The organism is Leifsonia sp. Root227 (assembly GCF_001428745.1).
In the GTDB taxonomy this organism is placed as follows: domain Bacteria; phylum Actinomycetota; class Actinomycetes; order Actinomycetales; family Microbacteriaceae; genus Leifsonia.
In genome coordinates this window covers 602,346-618,894 of record NZ_LMIO01000003.1, presented here as the reverse complement: position 1 = coordinate 618,894, position 16,549 = coordinate 602,346, and the positions used below count along the sequence as shown (strand labels likewise).

Here is a 16,549-nt window from a genome sequence, read left to right as displayed (position 1 = left end):
CATTTGGCTCGTCGTCATCGTCGGCGGAGGCCTGTCGCTGGCCGCCCTCGTGCAGATGGCGAAGTCGCCGTACCGCAACCGCTGATCCTGCGGTAGCGCCGCGCGGCGGCGCAGCCCCGGCGACGCGTCAGCGCAGCCCGGCGATGAAGAGGTTCAGCACCCGGCGCAGATCGTCGCGGGTGTACCCGCTCTTGTTGGCCGCCCAGGCGAGCGAGCTGGCGAACACGAACAGATCGTCGGCGTTGACGTCGTCGCGCACCTCCCCGGCATCCTGAGCACGCTTCAGCAGCAGCGCCGTCGACCTCTTCATCGAGCTGCACGGCGCCGTCAGTGGCGATTCCGGATCGCAGACTGCCTCTGCCACCGAGTCGGGCAGCCCGTCGAAGCTGGAGAGGTGCCTGGCGAGCTCGATCAGCCACTCGTTCAGCGCCTCACCCGCATCAGGCCTGGCCAGAAGCTCCGCGGCCTTCGCGTCGAGCCCCTGCCTGCTCTCGACGAGCGCGGCGGCGAGCAGGCACTCCCTGCTCGGGAAGTGCCGGTACAGCGTCCCCGCCCCGACGCCGGCCTTCTTGGCGATGTCGTCGAGCGAGGTCTGGACGCCGTGCTCGGCGAACGCTTCGCAGGCGACGCTGACGATCTTGTCGTAGTTGCGCTGCGCGTCGGCGCGCAGCGGCTTGGGCTGGGTGATGGTGTCGCCGCCCACTCGAGCTCCCTTTCTGAACTGTTCACTCTGTCGCCATTGACAAAGCGGAGACTGTCTCCATATTGTTGATCACTCAAGAGGAGAGTCTCTCCGGATAGCAGTCTAAACCCCGCGGAACGGAACGCACCATATGTCGACCACCGAACTCAACGATCCACCCACTTCCCCGCTCCCCGCCGTCACGTCCATCTCTGCCGCCGCATCCCGCGCGACAGGCGCACCCCGCGCATCCCGCGGATCCCGGTCGTCCCTGCGCGGCCCCGCGCTCGGCCTCGTCGTCGTCTTCATCACGCAGCTCATGCTCGTGGTCGACGCGAGCATCGTGAACGTCGCCCTCCCCGACATCCAGAACGAACTGCATTTCTCCCCCACCGACCTGTCCTGGGTGGTCACCGCCTACGCGCTCGCGTTCGGCGGCCTCATCCTGCTGAGCGGCAAGATCGGCTCGATCGTCGGCGCCCGGCTGGCGCTCATGGTCGGCGTCGGCCTGTTCATCGTCGCGTCGGCGCTCGGCGGCTTCGCGCCCACGCCGGAGATCCTGGTCGCCGCCCGCATCCTGCAGGGCGTCGGTGCAGCCATCGCAGCGCCGAGCACGCTCGTGCTGCTCGTCGCCAACACCACGGAGGGTGCCAACCGCGCCAGGGCGATGTCGCTGTTCGTCCTCGCCGCGGGCAGCGGCGGTGCGATCGGACTGATCCTCGGCGGCATCCTCACCACCAGCTTCGGCTGGGAGTGGGTCATGTTCGTGAACGTGCCGATCGGCATCCTGATCATCGTCGGAGCCGCCCTGTTCCTCACCGAGACCGAGCGCGTCCCCGCCAAGCTCGACCTGGGCGGCGCTGCCGTCTCCACGATCGGGATGGTCGCCCTCGTCTACGCGTTCACCCGCGCGGCGAGCCACGGCTGGTCGGACGCGCAGTCCATCGCCTCGTTCGTGATCGCGGCGGCATCCCTCGTCGGCTTGGTGTTCATCGAGCGCAGGCACTCGAGCCCGGTGGTGCAGCTGCACTTCTTCTCCCGGATGCGCACGGCCGCCCCGCTGCTCGGGATGCTCCTGGTCCCCGCAGGCATGTTCGGCTTCTTCTACTTCGTGACGCTGTTCACGCAGAAGGTCCTCGGCTTCGACCCGCTCGGCACCGGCCTCGCCCTGCTCCCGTTCGTGGGCGCGATGCTCATCACCAACGAGCTCGCACCCCGCTACCTGCTCCCGCGCGTCGGCGAGAAAGTGGTCGGCGTCATCGGCCTCAGCGGGATGGTCGTCGGACTGGTCTGGCTCGGCCAGATGAGTGCATCCAGCACGTTCCTCAGCGGCATCCTCGGGCCGGCGATCGTGCTCGGCGTCAGCGGCGGCCTGACGTTTGCGCCGCTGACGTCGATCGCGATGGCGCAGGCTCCCTCGACAGAGGTGAGCGCCGCATCCAGCCTGGTGCAGGGGATGCAGCAGCTCGGAGGCAGCGTCGGCGTCGCGGTGCTGACCACGGTGTTCATCTCGGTCACGGCGACGTCCGGTGAGGCGCACGGGATCTCGACCTCGCTGCTGCTCGGCGCGGCCTTCCCCGCGGCTGCCCTGGTGCTGTTCGCGATCTGGGGGCGGCGCATCCCGGCGACGGACGGGGCGTCCTCCGGTGCGGCGGGGCCGGTCGGGATGCACTGAGTCGCGGGGGCGGCGGTGCTGTGCTCGGACGGTCACTCTGCCCGGTCCCTCTCCGAGAACGCCGCAACCGCGCCGGTACGATGGATGCCGGGCCCCCATAGCCCAATCGGCAGAGGCAGGCGACTTAAAATCGCTTCAGTGTGGGTTCGAGTCCCACTGGGGGTACGCGATCGCGCGGACCGTCTCCCACGCCCGGCCAGGAGGCACGGCCTCCCCGACTCCCGTCACCAACCGGGTGTACCATCGGCGCTGTCGGGCAGCGGTCCCCGCTCGGCGGCCCGGCCGTCGTTTCGGGTACGGCGTCCGGGCCGTCCTCTCTTCCGCAACCTCGTCCCGCGCGGTGTCCGCGCATCCGAAGGGCCCCCATGTCTCGCGCGCTCGTCATCGTCGACATCCAGAACGACTACTTTCCTGGCGGCGCGTATCCGCTGGTCGGGTCGGTCGCCGCAGCGGAGCGTGCCGCGAGCGTGCTGGCCGCGTTCCGTGAGGCCGGCGATCCTGTGGTGCACATCCAGCACGTCTGGGATGCACCGGATGCGTCGTTCATGCGCCCGGGCAGCGCGGGGGTCGAGATCCATCCGCTGGTGGCGCCGGTCGGCGACGAGCCCGTGCTTCGCAAGGCGGAGCCGAACGCGTTCGTGGGGACGTTCCTCGAGGAGACGCTGCGCGGGATCGCGCCCGACCAGCTCGTGGTGCTCGGGATGATGTCGAGCATGTGCGTCGACTCCACCGTGCGCGCGGCGTCGGAGATCGGCTTCGATGTGACCGTCGTGCACGACGCGTGCGCGGCGCCCGACCTCGAGTTCGGCGGGACGACGGTTCCCGGGGATGCGGTGCACGCCGCGTTCATGGCGGCACTGTCGGACAGTTTCGCCACCCTGGTGAGCGCCGACGACCTCGTGGGAGCGCGGACGCAGTACTGACGAGCGCAGTACTGAACGGGCCCGGCGCTCAGACCGCCGCGTCGGCCAGCTGTTCCACCACGGCCAGCGACCTGCGCGTCTCCACCGTCGGCTGGTACTCCATCCCGAAGCGTCCTCGGTAGCCGAGCTCCCGCAGCACGCGGAACTGGTGCGCCCAGTCCGCGACGCCCGTGCCCGGCTCGTGGCGGCCGGGCAGGTCGGCGACCTGCACGTGGCCGACAAGTGCGATGTCTGGACCGACCGCGGCGGCGATGTCCTCGTCCATCATGAGCGCGTGGTACGCATCCAGCAGCAGCCGGAGGTGCGGCGAACCGACCTCGCGGACGATGTCGAGGCCGTCCCTGGTGGACGACAGGAACGCGCCGACGTGGTCGACGCGGGTGTTCAGCGGCTCCAGCAGCAGGGTCACGTCCGTGCCGTCGAGCAGCGCTGCCCCCGCCGCGAGGGTCGACACCAGTGTCGTCCGCTGCTCCTCGCGCGGGACGCCCGGTCGGTCGTCGCCGCTCACCACCACGAGGTTGGGCGCGCGCAGCCGTTCGGCGACCACGAGCGAGTCGGCCACGGCCTGGAGGAAGGGGGCGCGCATCCCCGGGTCGGCGAGCGGGAGCTGCGGGTCGACGATGAGCGACAGCAGTTCGACGCCCGTCTCGGTGAGGGCGGCGTCGATGGCGGCGATGTCTTTGTCGCGCCAGCCCCAGATCTCGACCGCGGTCAGTCCGTGGGCCGCAGCAGCCCGGATGCGGTCGGCGGGATCATCGCCCGCCTCGGTGAACAGCCATTCCAGGTTCGCGGCGATCGACGACATTCGACGACGATAGCGCGAAAGCCGCCCGCGCGCGGCCTACGCGCGCCGACGCGGTCAGCGCGTCCGCTCGCGGTCAGCACGGTCAGCGCGCGGTGACGACGCGCTTCTTCAGGAACAGGATCGGCAGCAGCCAGCCGCCGAGCGCCGTGACGATCCACACGACCAGCGTCGCCAGGATCCAGGCTGTCGCACCGTCGATCGTGATGCCGCCGGGGAACCGGCTCGCGACCAGCAGTGCGAGGAACGTGGACACCAGACCGATGCCACCCAGCAGCGCCGACGCGTACTTGCGCGCGATGTTGAACACGAACGGCGACAGGATGCTCTGCGCGATGGCGAACACGATAGCGGCGACGAGGAACCCGCCCCACTCCAGCCGCACGCCCGGCACCAGCCATCCGGCGACGAGCAGCCCGACGGCCGCGGTCACCAGGAAGATCACGGCGCGGATGAGGAATCGGATCACAGCGGTCTCCCGTCGACGGTGCTCCCGAGGATAGCGGATGCGCGCTGATCCTTCCGAAGGAGAACCTGCGGCATGCGCGCCCGAAACTCCGTCCGGACGGAGGAATCAGCGGCGTGTCGCCCCGAGATCCCGTCCGGAGGGAGCAGGCGGCGCGGCGCTCACGCGGCGCTGCCTTTCGCTGCTGTGGTGGTCAGCGGGATGCGGCGGTCGAGGACCGTGATGACGAGCAACAGGACTCCGATGCCGCCGAGCACCCAGCCGAGGGTGTGCAGGCCGGCGTCGGTGGCCTGGCGACCGAAGGTGATGCCGATGAGGCTGGAGGAGAAGATCGCGCCGAGATAGGCGAACGTCCGGTAGAGCCCGGAGGCCACCGCGATCTCCTCGGCCGGCGCCTGCACGTAGAGCGTCGCCTGGTTGGCGAACCCGGTGAACCCGTTGGCGCAGCCGAGCAGCAGGGACATCCCGATCAGCACCCACAGGCTCGATCCGCCGTTCATGAACTGCATCACCACCGCGCTCAGCACCACCGACACGGCGCCGATGACGAGCGGCCAGCGCACCCAGCCGCGGGTGGAGGCGACCCGGGCTATCACGATGCTGAGGCCGGACAGCGGCAGCAGGATGAGGCCGACCGCCGTTGCGCTGTATCCGGCGGCCTGCTCCATCCACTGGCTCGTGCCGTAGAGCACCGAGTAGACCACGAGGGCGGAGAGGGTCTGGCGCAGGTAGGTGCGCTGCAGCGGCCGGTTGCGGGCGAGCATCCGCATGTCGATGAGCGGCTTGGCGACTCGCCGCTCCCACAGGATGAGGGCGGCGCCGAAGACCGCGACCACCGGGAGCAGCCACCAGAGCGGCGAAGCGAGTTCGGACAGGAACACCAGCAGGCTCACGATCGTGCCGGCGAACAGCGCGATGCCGGGGATGTCGATGGATGCGATGAGCGCCCGGCCGCCCTGCCGCTCGCGCGGCGAGTCCTTCTCCACGCCGAGCAGCGTGAACACGAATGTGACGATCGCCAGCGGGATGTTCACGAAGAACAGGGCGCGCCAGCCGAACGTCCCTGCGAGCACCCCACCGAGCGGCAGTCCGAACACCGTGGTGATCTGGGCGGCGATGGAGAAGTTGCCGAGCACGCGGGCGGGAACGCCGATGCCGTTCTCGTCCGCCCTGCGGCGCACGAGGGCCATCGCGGTCGGGTACGCGGCGGAGGTGCCGATGCCGATCAGCGCTCTGGACACCAGCAGGAAGCCGAAGCCGGGCGCCGCCGCCCCGACCACACCGGCGACCAGCAGGATGATCGCCCCGGCCATGAACACGCGGCGCGGCCCGAACAGGGTGGCGAGCTTGCCCATCGTGGGCTGGCTGACCGCGCTGCAGAGGTAGAGCACCGAGATGAGACTCGCGGTCTGGCCAGGCCCCAGGTGGAAGTCGAGGCCGATGCCGAGCAGGCCGGTCGCGATCATCGAGCTGTTGATCGGGTTGAGCGTCGACCCGAGCAGCAGCGGGGCGGTGAAACGCCACCCGAACGGCTTGTGCGCGCTCACGGTCTCCGTGCTCCTGGTGTCGGTGTCCGTCTCGTCCTCCTGGAATGCTTTACGCGTGTGAACTACTTCTTTAGGTATACTAATCAATCGTGGATGCACACGCAAGCGAGACCCTCCCCGCCGACCCTGGCTTCCCCGCCGACCCTGGCTTCCCCGCCGACGCCGGCTTGCCCGCCGACGACGACCTCGGCGAACGCGTCACGCGCTCGGTGGCCAGGATCTACCGCCGCTTCCGCGCCGAACGCGCCAACGGCGAACTCGGCGACGCGGCGATGAACGTGCTCGGGCACCTGCACCGCTACGGCCCTGCCACGCTCACGGCGCTCAGCGACCACGAACGCGTCACCGCGGCCTCGATGAGCCAGACGGTCAACCGTCTGGTGTCCCTCGGCTACGCGATCAGGGCGGCCGACCCGACGGACGGCCGCCGCGTGCTCTTCACCCCGACCGCCGAAGGCCACCGGGTCGCAGGAGAGGCACGGGCACGGCGCCACGCGTGGCTGGACGCCCAGCTCGCCACGCGCACCCCGGAGGAGCGCGTCGCACTCGCCGAGGCGGCACGCGTGCTCTGGGAGATGGCGGAGGGATGAGCCCCTTCACCGTCCCCTCCCCCGTCACCGCGGAGGTCGAGGTGCGGCGCAGCCGCTTCATCGCGCTCGCGACGCCGGTCGCCGACCGCGATGAGGCACTGGCCGAGGTCGCGCGGCTCCGCACCGAGCATCCGGGCGCGAACCACGTCTGCTGGGCGCTGCTCGCCGGAGGCCACTCCGGGATGTCCGACGACGGCGAGCCGTCCGGCACGGCGGGGCGCCCCATCCTGGAGGTGCTGCGGCACCACGACCTCGATGGCGTACTCGGCGCCGTGGTCCGCTACTTCGGCGGCGTGAAGCTGGGCGCAGGCGGACTGATGCGCGCGTACACCGACGCGATCGCCGCCGCCCTGCTGGATGCGCCCCTGATCGAGCGCGTGCCGGAAACCGTTCTCGCCGTGCTGGCCGACTACGCAGACGCCGAACGCATCCGCCGCTGGGCGGACGGCGAAGGACACGAGACGGGCGACGCGGAGTACGGCGGGGCGGTGCGGTTCACGCTGAGGCTGCCGACGATGCAGGCGGCCGCAGCACGGGATGCGGTCCGCGACCTCACGCAGGGACGCGCCGTCGTCGAGGGCTGACGGCACCGCATCCACGCAGCCCCCGCATCCCCCGCCCAGGCACGCGAAAGGGCCCGGCGCGATTCCTCGCACCGGGCCCTCCCGTTCACACTCTCGCGCTACTTGGCTGCGACCTCGACCGGCTCCTTCGGAGCGGCCTTCTTGGCCGGAGCCTTCTTCGGGGCTTCGACGGCCGGAGTCGCCTCGGCCGCCGGGGGCTTCGGACGGGCAGCGAACTCCTCGAAGACGGCACGCGGGTGCTGGGTGGCTGCGAGCGACACGATGTCGCGGCCGAGCCAGAAGTTGTTCCACCAGCCCCACAGCACGCGCCACTTGCGCTCCCAGCTCGGCATGGCCAGGCCGTGGTATCCGCGGTGCGCGAACCAGGCCGGGAGGCCCTTGATCGCGAGCTTGCCGGACTGGAACACACCGGTTCCGAGGCCGAGGCCCGCGACGGCGCCCATGTTCTTGTGGAAGTACTGGCGCGGGAGCTCCCCGCGGAGGTCCGCGATGATGTTCTTCGCGAGCAGCTTGCCCTGACGGACAGCGTGCTGCGCGTTCGGCACGCAGAATCCGCCGACGCCGCCACCGGTGAGGTCTGGCACGGCCGAGACGTCGCCTGCACCCCAGGCGTCCTTGATGATCTCGTCGTCGGAGCCGACGCGGAGGTCCGCGCGGACACGGAGACGGCCGCGCTCCTCGATCGGGAGGTCGGTGTGACGCACGATCGTCGGGTTGGCCATGACGCCGGCGGTCCAGACAATGAGGTCGGTCTCGAACTTCTCGCCGGTGGACAGCTCGATGACGCCGTCGACGGCGCTCGCGAGCTGCGTGTCCAGGTGGATCTCCGCACCGCGCTGGGCGAGGTTCTTGATGACCCAGTGGCTGGTCGGGAGCGACACCTCCGGCATGATCCTGCCCATGGCCTCGATCAGGTGGAAGTGCGTGTCCTCGAAGGCGATCTGCGGGTAGTTCTTGAGCAGCGCGCTCGCGAACGAACGCAGCTCGGCGAACACCTCGATGCCCGCGAACCCGCCGCCGACGACGACGAACGTCAGCAGACGGTCGCGCTCAGGACCGGCAGGCAGGTTGGCCGCCTTGTCGAAGTTGGTGAGGACGCGGTCACGGATCGCGACGGCCTCCTCGATGGTCTTGAGGCCGATCGCCTGGTCTGCGACGCCCGGGATCGGGAACGTGCGCGACACGGCGCCTGCGGTGACCACGACGATGTCGTACTCGAACTCGTACGCATCGCCGATCGGCGGCTGGATGGTCGCCGTCTTCTTCGCGTGGTCGATGTACGTGACCTTGGCGGTGACGACGTTGGTCTTGGTGAGGTGGCGGCGGTGCGCGACCACGGCGTGACGAGGCTCGATGGAACCCGCGGCGACCTCAGGAAGGAAGGGCTGGTAGGTCATGTACGGCAGCGGGTCGACAATTGTGACCTCTGCCTCCCCCTTGCGCAGCTGCTTCTCGAGCTTCCACGCAGTGTAGAAACCGGCGTATCCGCCGCCGACGATCAGGATTTTGGGCACAGTGGTGGGTCTCCTCAACACGAAAGTATGCAGTTAATCTACTCCCTGCTGACCGTCCCTCTGAAATGCCGGAACGCTCCGACCCCTCCAAGGGCCACCAAAGCGACGAATCCGGTGATCAGACTGAACGGCAACCAGAAGCCGGTGAAGGCCGACCACTGCGGCCAGAGCAGCTGATCCACCCGCGCGGTCGGCTCAGCGGGGAGCGCCCGAGGGGTGGAGGTCGGCACCGGTGCGACGCCGGGAGCCGCGGTGGTGGGAACGTCGGCGCGCCGGTGGATGCGGATCCACTCGGTGAGGTCGCCCATCGGGTTCGCGGAGACGTGCGGCACCTTCGCGGTCACGGCGGCCGCCGCATCCAGGAGCCCGTAGCCGTAGATCGGGCTGGGGACGGTTCCCGGCGCCGCGCGGGCGGTCTTGATCAGCCGCTCGATCACATCCGGTGCCTTCAGCTCTGGATGCGCGGCCCTGATCAGCGCGACGGCTCCGGCCACCAGCGGGGTCGCCCCGCTCGTGCCCGCCCACTGCACGTACCCTCCGCCGGGGCTCACGCCGACCAACTGCTCGCTCGGTGCGGAGACGGCGATGGTGATGCCCTGCGACGACGCGTCGAAGCTCGCCTGCCCCTGCCGGTCGACGCCGGCGACAGCGACGACCCCGGGGATGGTCGCCGGGGCGCCGACCTCCGTGGTGCCGCTCCCCCTGTTGCCCGCCGCCGCGACCACCACCACGTCGTGCTCGAACGCGTACTGGAACGCGTCGTCCCAGCTGGTCGGCCAGTCGAGGGTGTTCCTGGTGAGCGACATGTTGATGACCTTGGCGCCGTTGTCGACGGCCCAGTGCACGGCGCTCGCGATCTGCTCGTCGCTGCCGATGGCTCCTACCGCGGAGCCGAGGGCGACGGAGGCGGTCAGGATGCTCGCCTCCGGGGCCGCGCCGAGCACGCCGCTGTCCGGCCCTGTGCCGCGGCCGGCGAGCAGGGAGGCCACCCAGGTGCCGTGGTCGGCGGAGCCGGCGTCGCCGAGCGGCTTCTGACCGTTCGCCGCGCCGACGCCCGACACGTCCGTCCCTCCGACGACCGCACCGGCGAGGTCGGGGACGCTGCCGTCGACGCCGGTGTCGATGACGGCGACCTTCACGCCGGCGCCCTTGGTGGTCTGCCACGCCTGGGCGAAGCCGTAGTCGTTCAGCCAGTACTCGAGGTCGCGCACCTGGTCGGCGTGCGCGACGGTGGACGGCGCGACAGCGGCGGCCAGCCCCAGCACCCCGGCCAGGGCGACGGCGGTCGCTGCGCGGCCGAGCCGCGTCATTCCGCGGTGTAGTCCTGGCACTCGCACACCTCGGGCGACCAGTCGGCGCGCGCCAGGGCGAGGTCGCCGATCGGGTTGACGCCGGGACCCGCCGCGAGGGCATGGGCGCCGAGGGCGTGCAGGCATTTGACGCGCACGGGCATCCCGCCGGCCGAGATCCCGGCGATCTCCTCGACCACCGCGATGCTCTCCCTGTCGGCGAGGTATGCGCGGTGCGCGGTGGCGTACTGGTCGCGCACCGCCTCGTCCGACTCCAGGAGCTCGTTGTACTCGTTCATCACCTGGACGGCCTCCAGCTGCGACAGGGCGGCGGTGGCTGCGGGATGCGTGAGGTAGTAGAACGTGGGGAACGGCGTGCCGTCGTCCAGGCGCGGGGCGGTCGAGACGACCGTCGGGTTGCCGCAGACGCAGCGTGCCGCGATGCCGACGACGTTGCGCGCCGGTCGCCCGAGCTGGGCGGACACGGTCGCGATGTCCTGTTCGGTCACTGCATCGAAGGGTGGGGTGGTCATCACTTGCCGCCAGGGGTCGAGGTGGGAGTCGGAGTGGGGGCCGGGTTCGTGCCGCCGAGTTGCGCAGGTGTCGCGTCGCTCAGGCCGGCGCCCATGAAGGAGCCGAACAACGATCCGAGCCAGTCGGTCTCCGTCTTCTGCAGCTTCGAGCTGACGGGCGCATCCGTGGTCTGCGCCGCCGGAGGCCTGTCGTCGATCACGAGGTAGCTGACCTCGCCCGGCATCACGTAGTAGAGCCGGTCGCGGGCCTGCGCGCGGATGTAGCTGGGGTCGTTCCAGCGGGCGCGCTGCTCCTTGAGGTCTGCGACCTGGCCGGACAGCGCATCCACGGCCTTCTGCTGGTCGGCGATCTGCTGTCGCTGCGAGATCAGGCTCTGCGCGGTGGGGGCGAGCACGACGACGGCGAGGATGAGCAGCCCCATCATCACCAGAGAGAACCCGGAGAAGTGCAGCCCGCGCAGCCACCGTCCTGTCGCGGTTCCCGACGCCATGGCGACGGGGACACGGCGGGTACGAGGCGCAGCCACAAGCCCTCCTGACCCACGACGACAAACGGAACGGGACCGGCCGGGCCCCGCCAACAATCGTAAGCCACCCTCCTGCGCACCCCCTGCGCTGCCCCGCCGCGTCCCCCGATTATCGAGCCGGGAGTTATGCAGGCGACACGCCGTGTGGTGGTGTGCACAAGTCCGGGCCCGATTTTGAGAGGGGTGCCGACGGGACGGAGAAGGCCCCCGGACCGGAGCCCGGGGGCCTTCGGGAGCGGCGGGGCGCTACGCGGTGAAGCGCGGGAAGGCGCTTCGGCCGGCGTAGACGGCGGCCTCGCCGAGCTCTTCCTCGATGCGGAGGAGCTGGTTGTACTTGGCGACGCGCTCGGAGCGGGCAGGGGCGCCCGTCTTGATCTGACCGGCGTCGGTGGCGACGGCGAGGTCGGCGATCGTCGTGTCCTCCGTCTCGCCGGAGCGGTGCGAGAGCACGGCGGTCATGCCGTTGCGCTGGGCGAGGGAGACTGCATCCAGGGTCTCGGTCAGGGTGCCGATCTGGTTGACCTTGACCAGGATGCTGTTCGCGGCCTTGACCTCGATGCCCTTGGCGAGACGCTTCGGGTTGGTGACGAACAGGTCGTCGCCGACGAGCTGCAGCTTGCTGCCGAGCTCGGCGTTGAGGTGGGCCCAGCCCTCCCAGTCGTCCTCGGCCAGCGGGTCCTCGATGGAGACCAGCGGGTAGTTCGCCGCGAGCTCCGCGTAGTACGCGGACATCTCGGCCGCGCTGCGGTCCTGGCCCTCGAAGCGGTAGACGCCGTTCTCGAAGAACTCGGTGGATGCGACGTCGAGGCCGAGCGCGATGTCGCGGCCAACGGTGAAGCCGGCGTTCTGGATGGCCTCGGAGATGAGGTCGAGCGCCGCACGGTTGTGCTCCAGCTCCGGAGCGAATCCACCCTCGTCGCCGAGGCCGGTGTTCAAGCCCTTCTGCTTGAGCAGGGACTTGAGCGAGTGGTAGGTCTCGACACCCCACCGCAGGGCCTCGGAGAACGTCTCAGCGCCGATCGGCAGGACCATGAACTCCTGGATGTCCACGCCGGTGTCCGCGTGCGCGCCACCGTTGATGATGTTCATCATCGGCACGGGCAGGGTGTGCGCGTTCGGGCCGCCCACGTAGCGGAACAGCGGAAGGTCGGCCGAGTCGGCGGCGGCCTTGGCGACGGCCAGCGAGACGCCGAGGATGGCGTTCGCACCGAGACGCTTCTTGTTGTCGGTGCCGTCGAGCTCGATCATGGCGGAGTCGACGAGGCGCTGGTCTGCGGCCTCGAAGCCCTCGATGGCCGGGCCGATCTCGTCGAGCACGGCGTCGACGGCCTTCTGCACGCCCTTGCCGAGGTAGCGGTCCTTGTCGCCGTCGCGAAGCTCGTACGCCTCGAACGCGCCGGTCGACGCGCCGGACGGGACGGCGGCACGGCTGACCGTGCCGTCTTCGAGAAGCACCTCGACCTCGACGGTCGGGTTTCCGCGCGAGTCGAGAATCTCGCGAGCGCCTACAGCTTCGATCTGAGCCACAACAGTCTCCTTGTTTCACATGTGTGTGGGGGTGGTTAAATCAGCGGTGATCCGCTCGCCAGTCTACTGAGGTCGGGAGAACGCATCCGACCGGGGTGGATGCGCCAAGCCCCGGCCTGTGGATGCGCGGCTCAGTCCCGCACGCCACCGCGCAGCGCGTCGAACAGCGCCTCCAGCCGCGCTCGGTGCTCCCGCAGCACCGTCGCCTCCGCATCTCCCCCGATCAGTCGCCGCGCCGTGTCCACCAGCACCGTGCCGTATCCGGCGATGAAGAACGCCGCGAACAACCCGGCGTCGCCCGTGTACGCCTCGTCCGCGTCGAGTTCGTCGGCGAGAGTGCGCTGCAGTTCGGAGGAGATCTCGCGTGCGCGGGCGATCAGCGCCGGCGACCCAGCGACCGTGCGGAAGAACGGGATCGATCTGCCGTCCACCCCGGAGAGCGGGCTGCGCTCGTCGACCAGCCGGAGCGTCGCGTCCCGCAGCGACCCGAGCACGTCCGTGCCGTCCGCCCTGTCGCGCACGGCCGTCCTGAGCAGGTCCACGGCGTCGGCCGCCCTGTCGAGGAAGAGGTCTTCCTTTCGCGGGAAGTGATTGAACACCGTCACGCTCGACACGCCGGCTGCGCGAGCGACCTCGACGACCGTCACGGCATCGAACCCGCGTTCGAGGAAGAGTCCGGACGCGATCTCCGCGATCCTGGCGCGCGTCTGCGGCCCGCCGCGCTCGCTGTTCCTGGGCATTCACCCTCACTCTCTTGTGTGACTAAGTTTAGTGACATAATCTAGTGGCATGTCCTCCACTCCAGCTCCTGTCATTATCCGCGAGGCGTCCCGCTCGCCCCGCTCGCCCCGTTCGCTCCGCGAGGCGTGGCTCGCCCTCACCGGGCTGTCCGCCGTCTTCCTGTTCGAGATGCTCGACAACTCGATTCTCAACGTCGCGCTGCCGACCATCGGGCGCGAGCTCCACGCATCCACCACCGGGCTGCAGTGGGTGACGGGCGCGTACGCGGTCGTGTTCGGCGGGCTGATGCTGGCGTTCGGCGCCGTCTCCGACCGGTTCGGGAGACGACGCGTGATGCTCGTCGGCCTCGTCCTGCTCGGGCTGGCGAGCCTCGCCACCGCGTTCGTCACCACGCCGGAGCAGCTGATCGCCGTGCGCGTCGCGATGGGCGTCGCCGCCGCGATGACCACCCCGGGCTCGATGGCACTCGCGTTCCGTCTGTTCGCGGACGACGGGCTCCGCGTGCGCGCGATCACCCTGATCTCCACGGTGGGGCTCGTCGGGCTCGCGATCGGGCCGACGGTCGGCGGGCTCGTCCTCGCCATCGCGCCCTGGCAGGTGCTGCTGCTGGTCAATGTGCCGATCGCCGCCCTCGCGTTCCTGAGCATCCGGTTCGGGGTGGCGAAGGATGCGGCCGCCGACCTGCACCGCGACCCTCTGGACATCGCGGGCGCAGTCGTCGGCACGCTCACGATCGTGCTCGCTCTCGTCGCTCCGACGTTGTTCGTCGACCTGGGCACCGGGGCGTGGCAGCCGTGGACGGTGACCGCCGCCGCTGTCGTCGGCGCGATCCTGTTCGTGCTGCGCGAGCGTTCCGCGGCGCACCCGCTGCTCGACCTGAAGCTGGTCGCGCATCCCCTGGTGTCGAGCGGGCTGGCATTCAAGGCGGCGACCGGCATCGCGACCGCCGGCCTCGGCTACCTGGTGACGCTGCAGCTGCAGCTCGCCTGGGGCTGGCCGCCCGCCCTCGCCGCCATCGGGATGCTGCCGCAGGTCGTCGTGCTCATCGCCGGCGGCGCCGTCATCACGCCCCTCGTGCGGAGGATCGGCCTCGAGCGCGCAGGATGGATGGGCGCGGTCACGGTCGTCGCCGGCCTCGCGGTCTACGCCGTGCTGAGCCGGTACGGCTACGTCTGGGTGGCGGTCGCGCTCGTGCTTGTGGCCGCCGGGATGCGCGTGGTCGGCGTCGTCGCCGGAACCAACGTGATGCGCGGCCTGCCCGAGAACCGCACCACCATCGGCGCCGCCCTCACCGACACGTCCACCGAGGTGGCCTCCGGCGTGGGCATCGCGATCACCGGAACCATCCTGGCGTCCCTGTTCACCGGCACCATCGCCTCCGGGCACTGGACGGCGGCCCAGGCAGCGGAGTTCGGCGACGCCGTGACCATCGCGGGCGTGACGCTCACGGTGCTCGCCGGCGCGCTCGTCGGCTGGGGCATCGCCCGCTCCCGCCGCGGCGCCGAGCCGGCGCCTGCCAGGGTGGACGCCTAGGCCGCTCCCCTCACGACGGTGGGCCCGCAGTGCGTCATGGTCTCCGTCCAGACGGAGAACTCGCCCGACACGCCACCTGCGTCTCCGTACCTAAGGAGTTCCCGCGCCCAAACGCCGCCCTTCTCCGTCCGAACGGAGAACCCGCGTTCACGGCCGATGTCCGTCCGGACGGAGAAGGCGTCGCTCCGGCCCCTCGCTCTCCGTCCGAACGGAACGACACGCCGGGGCTCTGAGCGGAACTCCGTCGGAACGGAAGCGCAGCGGTCAGCGCAGCGGTCAGCGCAGCGGTCAGCCCAGCGGCTTGACCTCGAGCGAGGCCGCATCCGTCGTGTCGGCGGTCACGAACGCGAACGACCGGAAGCCGGAGGCCTCCGCGCGGTCGAGCACAGCCTTCAGGTTCTTGGCCCTGCGGTCGAGGCGCACCCTGCGTCCGGAGGCGATCAGCTCCGACTTCACCGCGAGCAGCCTGTCCAGCGCCACCGCGGGGTCGTAGACCAGCACGATCGCATCGGCGGACGCGTCCGTCGGCACCTCGATGAGGTCCACGACCCGCTCGAAGCCGATCGAGAAACCGCAGGCGGGGACGTCGGTGCCGAGGAAGCGGCCGATCATCCCGTCGTAGCGACCGCCGCCGCCCACCGAGCTGCCGGAGCCGGGGTGGGCGATCTCGAAGATCGTGCCGGTGTAGTAGCCCATGCCGCGCACCAGGGTCGGGTCGAAGCGAAGCGTCACACCGGTCGGCAACGTATCGAGCGCGTGCGCCAGCGACTCCAGCGCGGCGATCGCGTCGGTGTCCACACCGTCTGGCAGGATGCCGGTGATCGCCTCGACGGTCAGCGCGACGCCGCCGTCGGCGAGGTGCGGCTCCAGGTTCTCCAGGATGCCGCCGAGCACGGCGGCCGAGTCTGCGCCGTCCGCGCTCAGCTCCTTCACCACGCCCTCCGCGCCGATCTTGTCGAGCTTGTCGATCGAGATCAGCACCTGCGGCCAGCGCGACTCCGCGAAACCGCAGAACTCGAGCAGCCCGTTCAGGATGCGCCTGTCGTTGATGCGGATCGTGCAGTTCTGCAGGCCCAGCGCATCCAGTGCGGCCGCCGTCGCCGTGATCAGCTCCACCTCGGCGAGCTGACCCGCCTCGCCGATGATGTCGATGTCGCACTGCACGAACTGGCGGTACCTGCCCTTCTGCGGGCGCTCCGCGCGCCACACCGGGGCGATCTGGATGGAGCGGAACACCGGAGGCAGCTCAGCGCGGTGGGTGGCGTAGAACCGGGCGAGCGGCACCGTCAGGTCGAAACGCAGACCGAGGTCGGTGAGGCTGAGGACGTCGCCGGAGTCGATGGCCGCGCGCAGGTCGTCGGCGTCGAGGCCGCGTTTGAGCACGCTGAACGCCAGCTTCTCGTTGTCGCCGCCGAGCCCGGAGTGCAGGCGCGCGACGTCCTCGACCACCGGCGTCTCGATCTCGTCGAACCCGTGCGAGGCGAAACTGCGCCTGATCACCCCGAGCGCGTGCTCCCTGCGAGCCTTGTCTGCCGGGAGGAAGTCGCGCATACCGCGGGGCGGGGTGATCGGAGAAGCCATGCGAACGATTCTTCCATGCCGGCGCATCCGCCACA

16 protein-coding genes and 1 tRNA gene are annotated in these 16,549 nt (G+C 70.2%); 6 read left to right on the top strand and 11 right to left on the bottom strand.

Annotated features, from left to right (window positions below):
- Nucleotides 1–127: 127 nt before the first annotated feature.
- Nucleotides 128–703 carry a TetR/AcrR family transcriptional regulator gene (locus ASE16_RS12945; RefSeq protein WP_162255977.1) on the bottom strand — a complete coding sequence of 192 codons (576 nt, stop codon included), beginning with the start codon at nucleotides 701–703 and terminating at the stop codon, nucleotides 128–130.
- Between the two features lie 130 nt (nucleotides 704–833).
- Here ASE16_RS12945 and ASE16_RS12940 point away from each other — a divergent pair, with 130 nt between their 5' ends.
- From ASE16_RS12940 to ASE16_RS12930, 3 genes are all read left to right on the top strand, one after another.
- Nucleotides 834–2,357 (top strand): MFS transporter, encoded by a 1,524-nt coding sequence (locus tag ASE16_RS12940; RefSeq protein ID WP_055895522.1) that lies wholly within the window; start codon nucleotides 834–836, stop codon nucleotides 2,355–2,357.
- 91 nt (nucleotides 2,358–2,448) lie between these two features.
- Nucleotides 2,449–2,522 (top strand) — tRNA-Leu (locus tag ASE16_RS12935).
- Between the two features lie 200 nt (nucleotides 2,523–2,722).
- Nucleotides 2,723–3,280: a cysteine hydrolase family protein gene (locus ASE16_RS12930; protein WP_055895521.1), complete on the top strand. Its 558-nt coding sequence runs from the start codon at nucleotides 2,723–2,725 to the stop codon at nucleotides 3,278–3,280.
- A gap of 28 nt (nucleotides 3,281–3,308) precedes the next feature.
- On the opposite strand, the gene ASE16_RS12925 is transcribed toward ASE16_RS12930, so the two are convergent.
- From ASE16_RS12925 to ASE16_RS12915, 3 genes are all read right to left on the bottom strand, one after another.
- Entirely contained in the window at nucleotides 3,309–4,085 is a 777-nt protein-coding gene (locus ASE16_RS12925) for a hydroxypyruvate isomerase family protein (RefSeq protein ID WP_055895519.1), read from the bottom strand.
- A gap of 82 nt (nucleotides 4,086–4,167) precedes the next feature.
- The gene (locus ASE16_RS12920; RefSeq protein WP_055895517.1) at nucleotides 4,168–4,551 is read right to left on the bottom strand and encodes a phage holin family protein; all 384 of its coding nucleotides are present in this window, start codon (nucleotides 4,549–4,551) and stop codon (nucleotides 4,168–4,170) included.
- A gap of 158 nt (nucleotides 4,552–4,709) precedes the next feature.
- Nucleotides 4,710–6,095 carry an MFS transporter gene (locus tag ASE16_RS12915; protein WP_055895515.1) on the bottom strand — a complete coding sequence of 462 codons (1,386 nt, stop codon included), beginning with the start codon at nucleotides 6,093–6,095 and terminating at the stop codon, nucleotides 4,710–4,712.
- An 89-nt stretch (nucleotides 6,096–6,184) separates the two neighbouring features.
- Between ASE16_RS12915 and ASE16_RS20150 the strand changes: the two genes are divergently transcribed.
- Nucleotides 6,185–6,685: a MarR family winged helix-turn-helix transcriptional regulator gene (locus tag ASE16_RS20150; RefSeq protein ID WP_055895513.1), complete on the top strand. Its 501-nt coding sequence runs from the start codon at nucleotides 6,185–6,187 to the stop codon at nucleotides 6,683–6,685.
- Nucleotides 6,682–7,269 carry an IMPACT family protein gene (locus tag ASE16_RS12905; protein WP_055895511.1) on the top strand — a complete coding sequence of 196 codons (588 nt, stop codon included), beginning with the start codon at nucleotides 6,682–6,684 and terminating at the stop codon, nucleotides 7,267–7,269. Before ASE16_RS20150 ends, ASE16_RS12905 begins: the two co-directional genes overlap by 4 nt.
- 98 nt (nucleotides 7,270–7,367) lie before the next feature.
- Here the strand turns inward: ASE16_RS12905 and ASE16_RS12900 are convergent, their stop codons facing one another.
- The 6 genes from ASE16_RS12900 to ASE16_RS12875 form a co-directional block, all read right to left on the bottom strand.
- Nucleotides 7,368–8,783 (bottom strand): NAD(P)/FAD-dependent oxidoreductase, encoded by a 1,416-nt coding sequence (locus ASE16_RS12900; protein WP_055895509.1) that lies wholly within the window; start codon nucleotides 8,781–8,783, stop codon nucleotides 7,368–7,370.
- A gap of 38 nt (nucleotides 8,784–8,821) precedes the next feature.
- A complete protein-coding gene (locus ASE16_RS12895) occupies nucleotides 8,822–10,093 on the bottom strand; it encodes a S8 family serine peptidase (protein WP_055895507.1) in 1,272 nt (423 codons plus the stop codon).
- Nucleotides 10,090–10,605, bottom strand: a complete 516-nt coding sequence (locus ASE16_RS12890; RefSeq protein WP_055895506.1) for a DUF501 domain-containing protein — start codon at nucleotides 10,603–10,605, stop codon at nucleotides 10,090–10,092. Before ASE16_RS12890 ends, ASE16_RS12895 begins: the two co-directional genes overlap by 4 nt.
- Nucleotides 10,605–11,132, bottom strand: coding sequence for an FtsB family cell division protein (locus tag ASE16_RS12885; protein ID WP_157480373.1), 528 nt, complete (start codon nucleotides 11,130–11,132; stop codon nucleotides 10,605–10,607). Before ASE16_RS12885 ends, ASE16_RS12890 begins: the two co-directional genes overlap by 1 nt.
- 246 nt (nucleotides 11,133–11,378) lie before the next feature.
- Entirely contained in the window at nucleotides 11,379–12,659 is a 1,281-nt protein-coding gene (eno, locus tag ASE16_RS12880; RefSeq protein WP_055895501.1) for a phosphopyruvate hydratase, read from the bottom strand.
- Nucleotides 12,660–12,790: 131 nt separating this feature from the next.
- The gene (locus ASE16_RS12875; protein WP_055895500.1) at nucleotides 12,791–13,399 is read right to left on the bottom strand and encodes a TetR/AcrR family transcriptional regulator; all 609 of its coding nucleotides are present in this window, start codon (nucleotides 13,397–13,399) and stop codon (nucleotides 12,791–12,793) included.
- 49 nt (nucleotides 13,400–13,448) lie between these two features.
- Between ASE16_RS12875 and ASE16_RS12870 the strand changes: the two genes are divergently transcribed.
- Nucleotides 13,449–14,933, top strand: coding sequence for an MFS transporter (locus tag ASE16_RS12870; protein ID WP_055895498.1), 1,485 nt, complete (start codon nucleotides 13,449–13,451; stop codon nucleotides 14,931–14,933).
- Between the two features lie 288 nt (nucleotides 14,934–15,221).
- Here ASE16_RS12870 and hisS read toward each other — a convergent pair whose 3' ends face one another.
- Entirely contained in the window at nucleotides 15,222–16,514 is a 1,293-nt protein-coding gene (gene hisS, locus ASE16_RS12865; RefSeq protein ID WP_055895496.1) for a histidine--tRNA ligase, read from the bottom strand.
- Nucleotides 16,515–16,549 lie beyond the last annotated feature (35 nt).

What these genes read in the sequence shown, in the direction of transcription:
- ASE16_RS12940 (WP_055895522.1), top strand. Translation starts at nt 834, where the DNA reads ATGTCGACCACCGAACTCAACGATCCACCCACTTCCCCGCTCCCCGCC.
- ASE16_RS12930 (WP_055895521.1), top strand. Translation starts at nt 2,723, where the DNA reads ATGTCTCGCGCGCTCGTCATCGTCGACATCCAGAACGACTACTTTCCT.
- ASE16_RS12925 (WP_055895519.1), bottom strand. Translation starts at nt 4,085, where the DNA reads ATGTCGTCGATCGCCGCGAACCTGGAATGGCTGTTCACCGAGGCGGGC.
- ASE16_RS12905 (WP_055895511.1), top strand. Translation starts at nt 6,682, where the DNA reads ATGAGCCCCTTCACCGTCCCCTCCCCCGTCACCGCGGAGGTCGAGGTG.
- ASE16_RS12895 (WP_055895507.1), bottom strand. Translation starts at nt 10,093, where the DNA reads ATGACGCGGCTCGGCCGCGCAGCGACCGCCGTCGCCCTGGCCGGGGTG.
- ASE16_RS12890 (WP_055895506.1), bottom strand. Translation starts at nt 10,605, where the DNA reads ATGACCACCCCACCCTTCGATGCAGTGACCGAACAGGACATCGCGACC.
- ASE16_RS12875 (WP_055895500.1), bottom strand. Translation starts at nt 13,399, where the DNA reads ATGCCCAGGAACAGCGAGCGCGGCGGGCCGCAGACGCGCGCCAGGATC.
- ASE16_RS12870 (WP_055895498.1), top strand. Translation starts at nt 13,449, where the DNA reads ATGTCCTCCACTCCAGCTCCTGTCATTATCCGCGAGGCGTCCCGCTCG.
- hisS (WP_055895496.1), bottom strand. Translation starts at nt 16,514, where the DNA reads ATGGCTTCTCCGATCACCCCGCCCCGCGGTATGCGCGACTTCCTCCCG.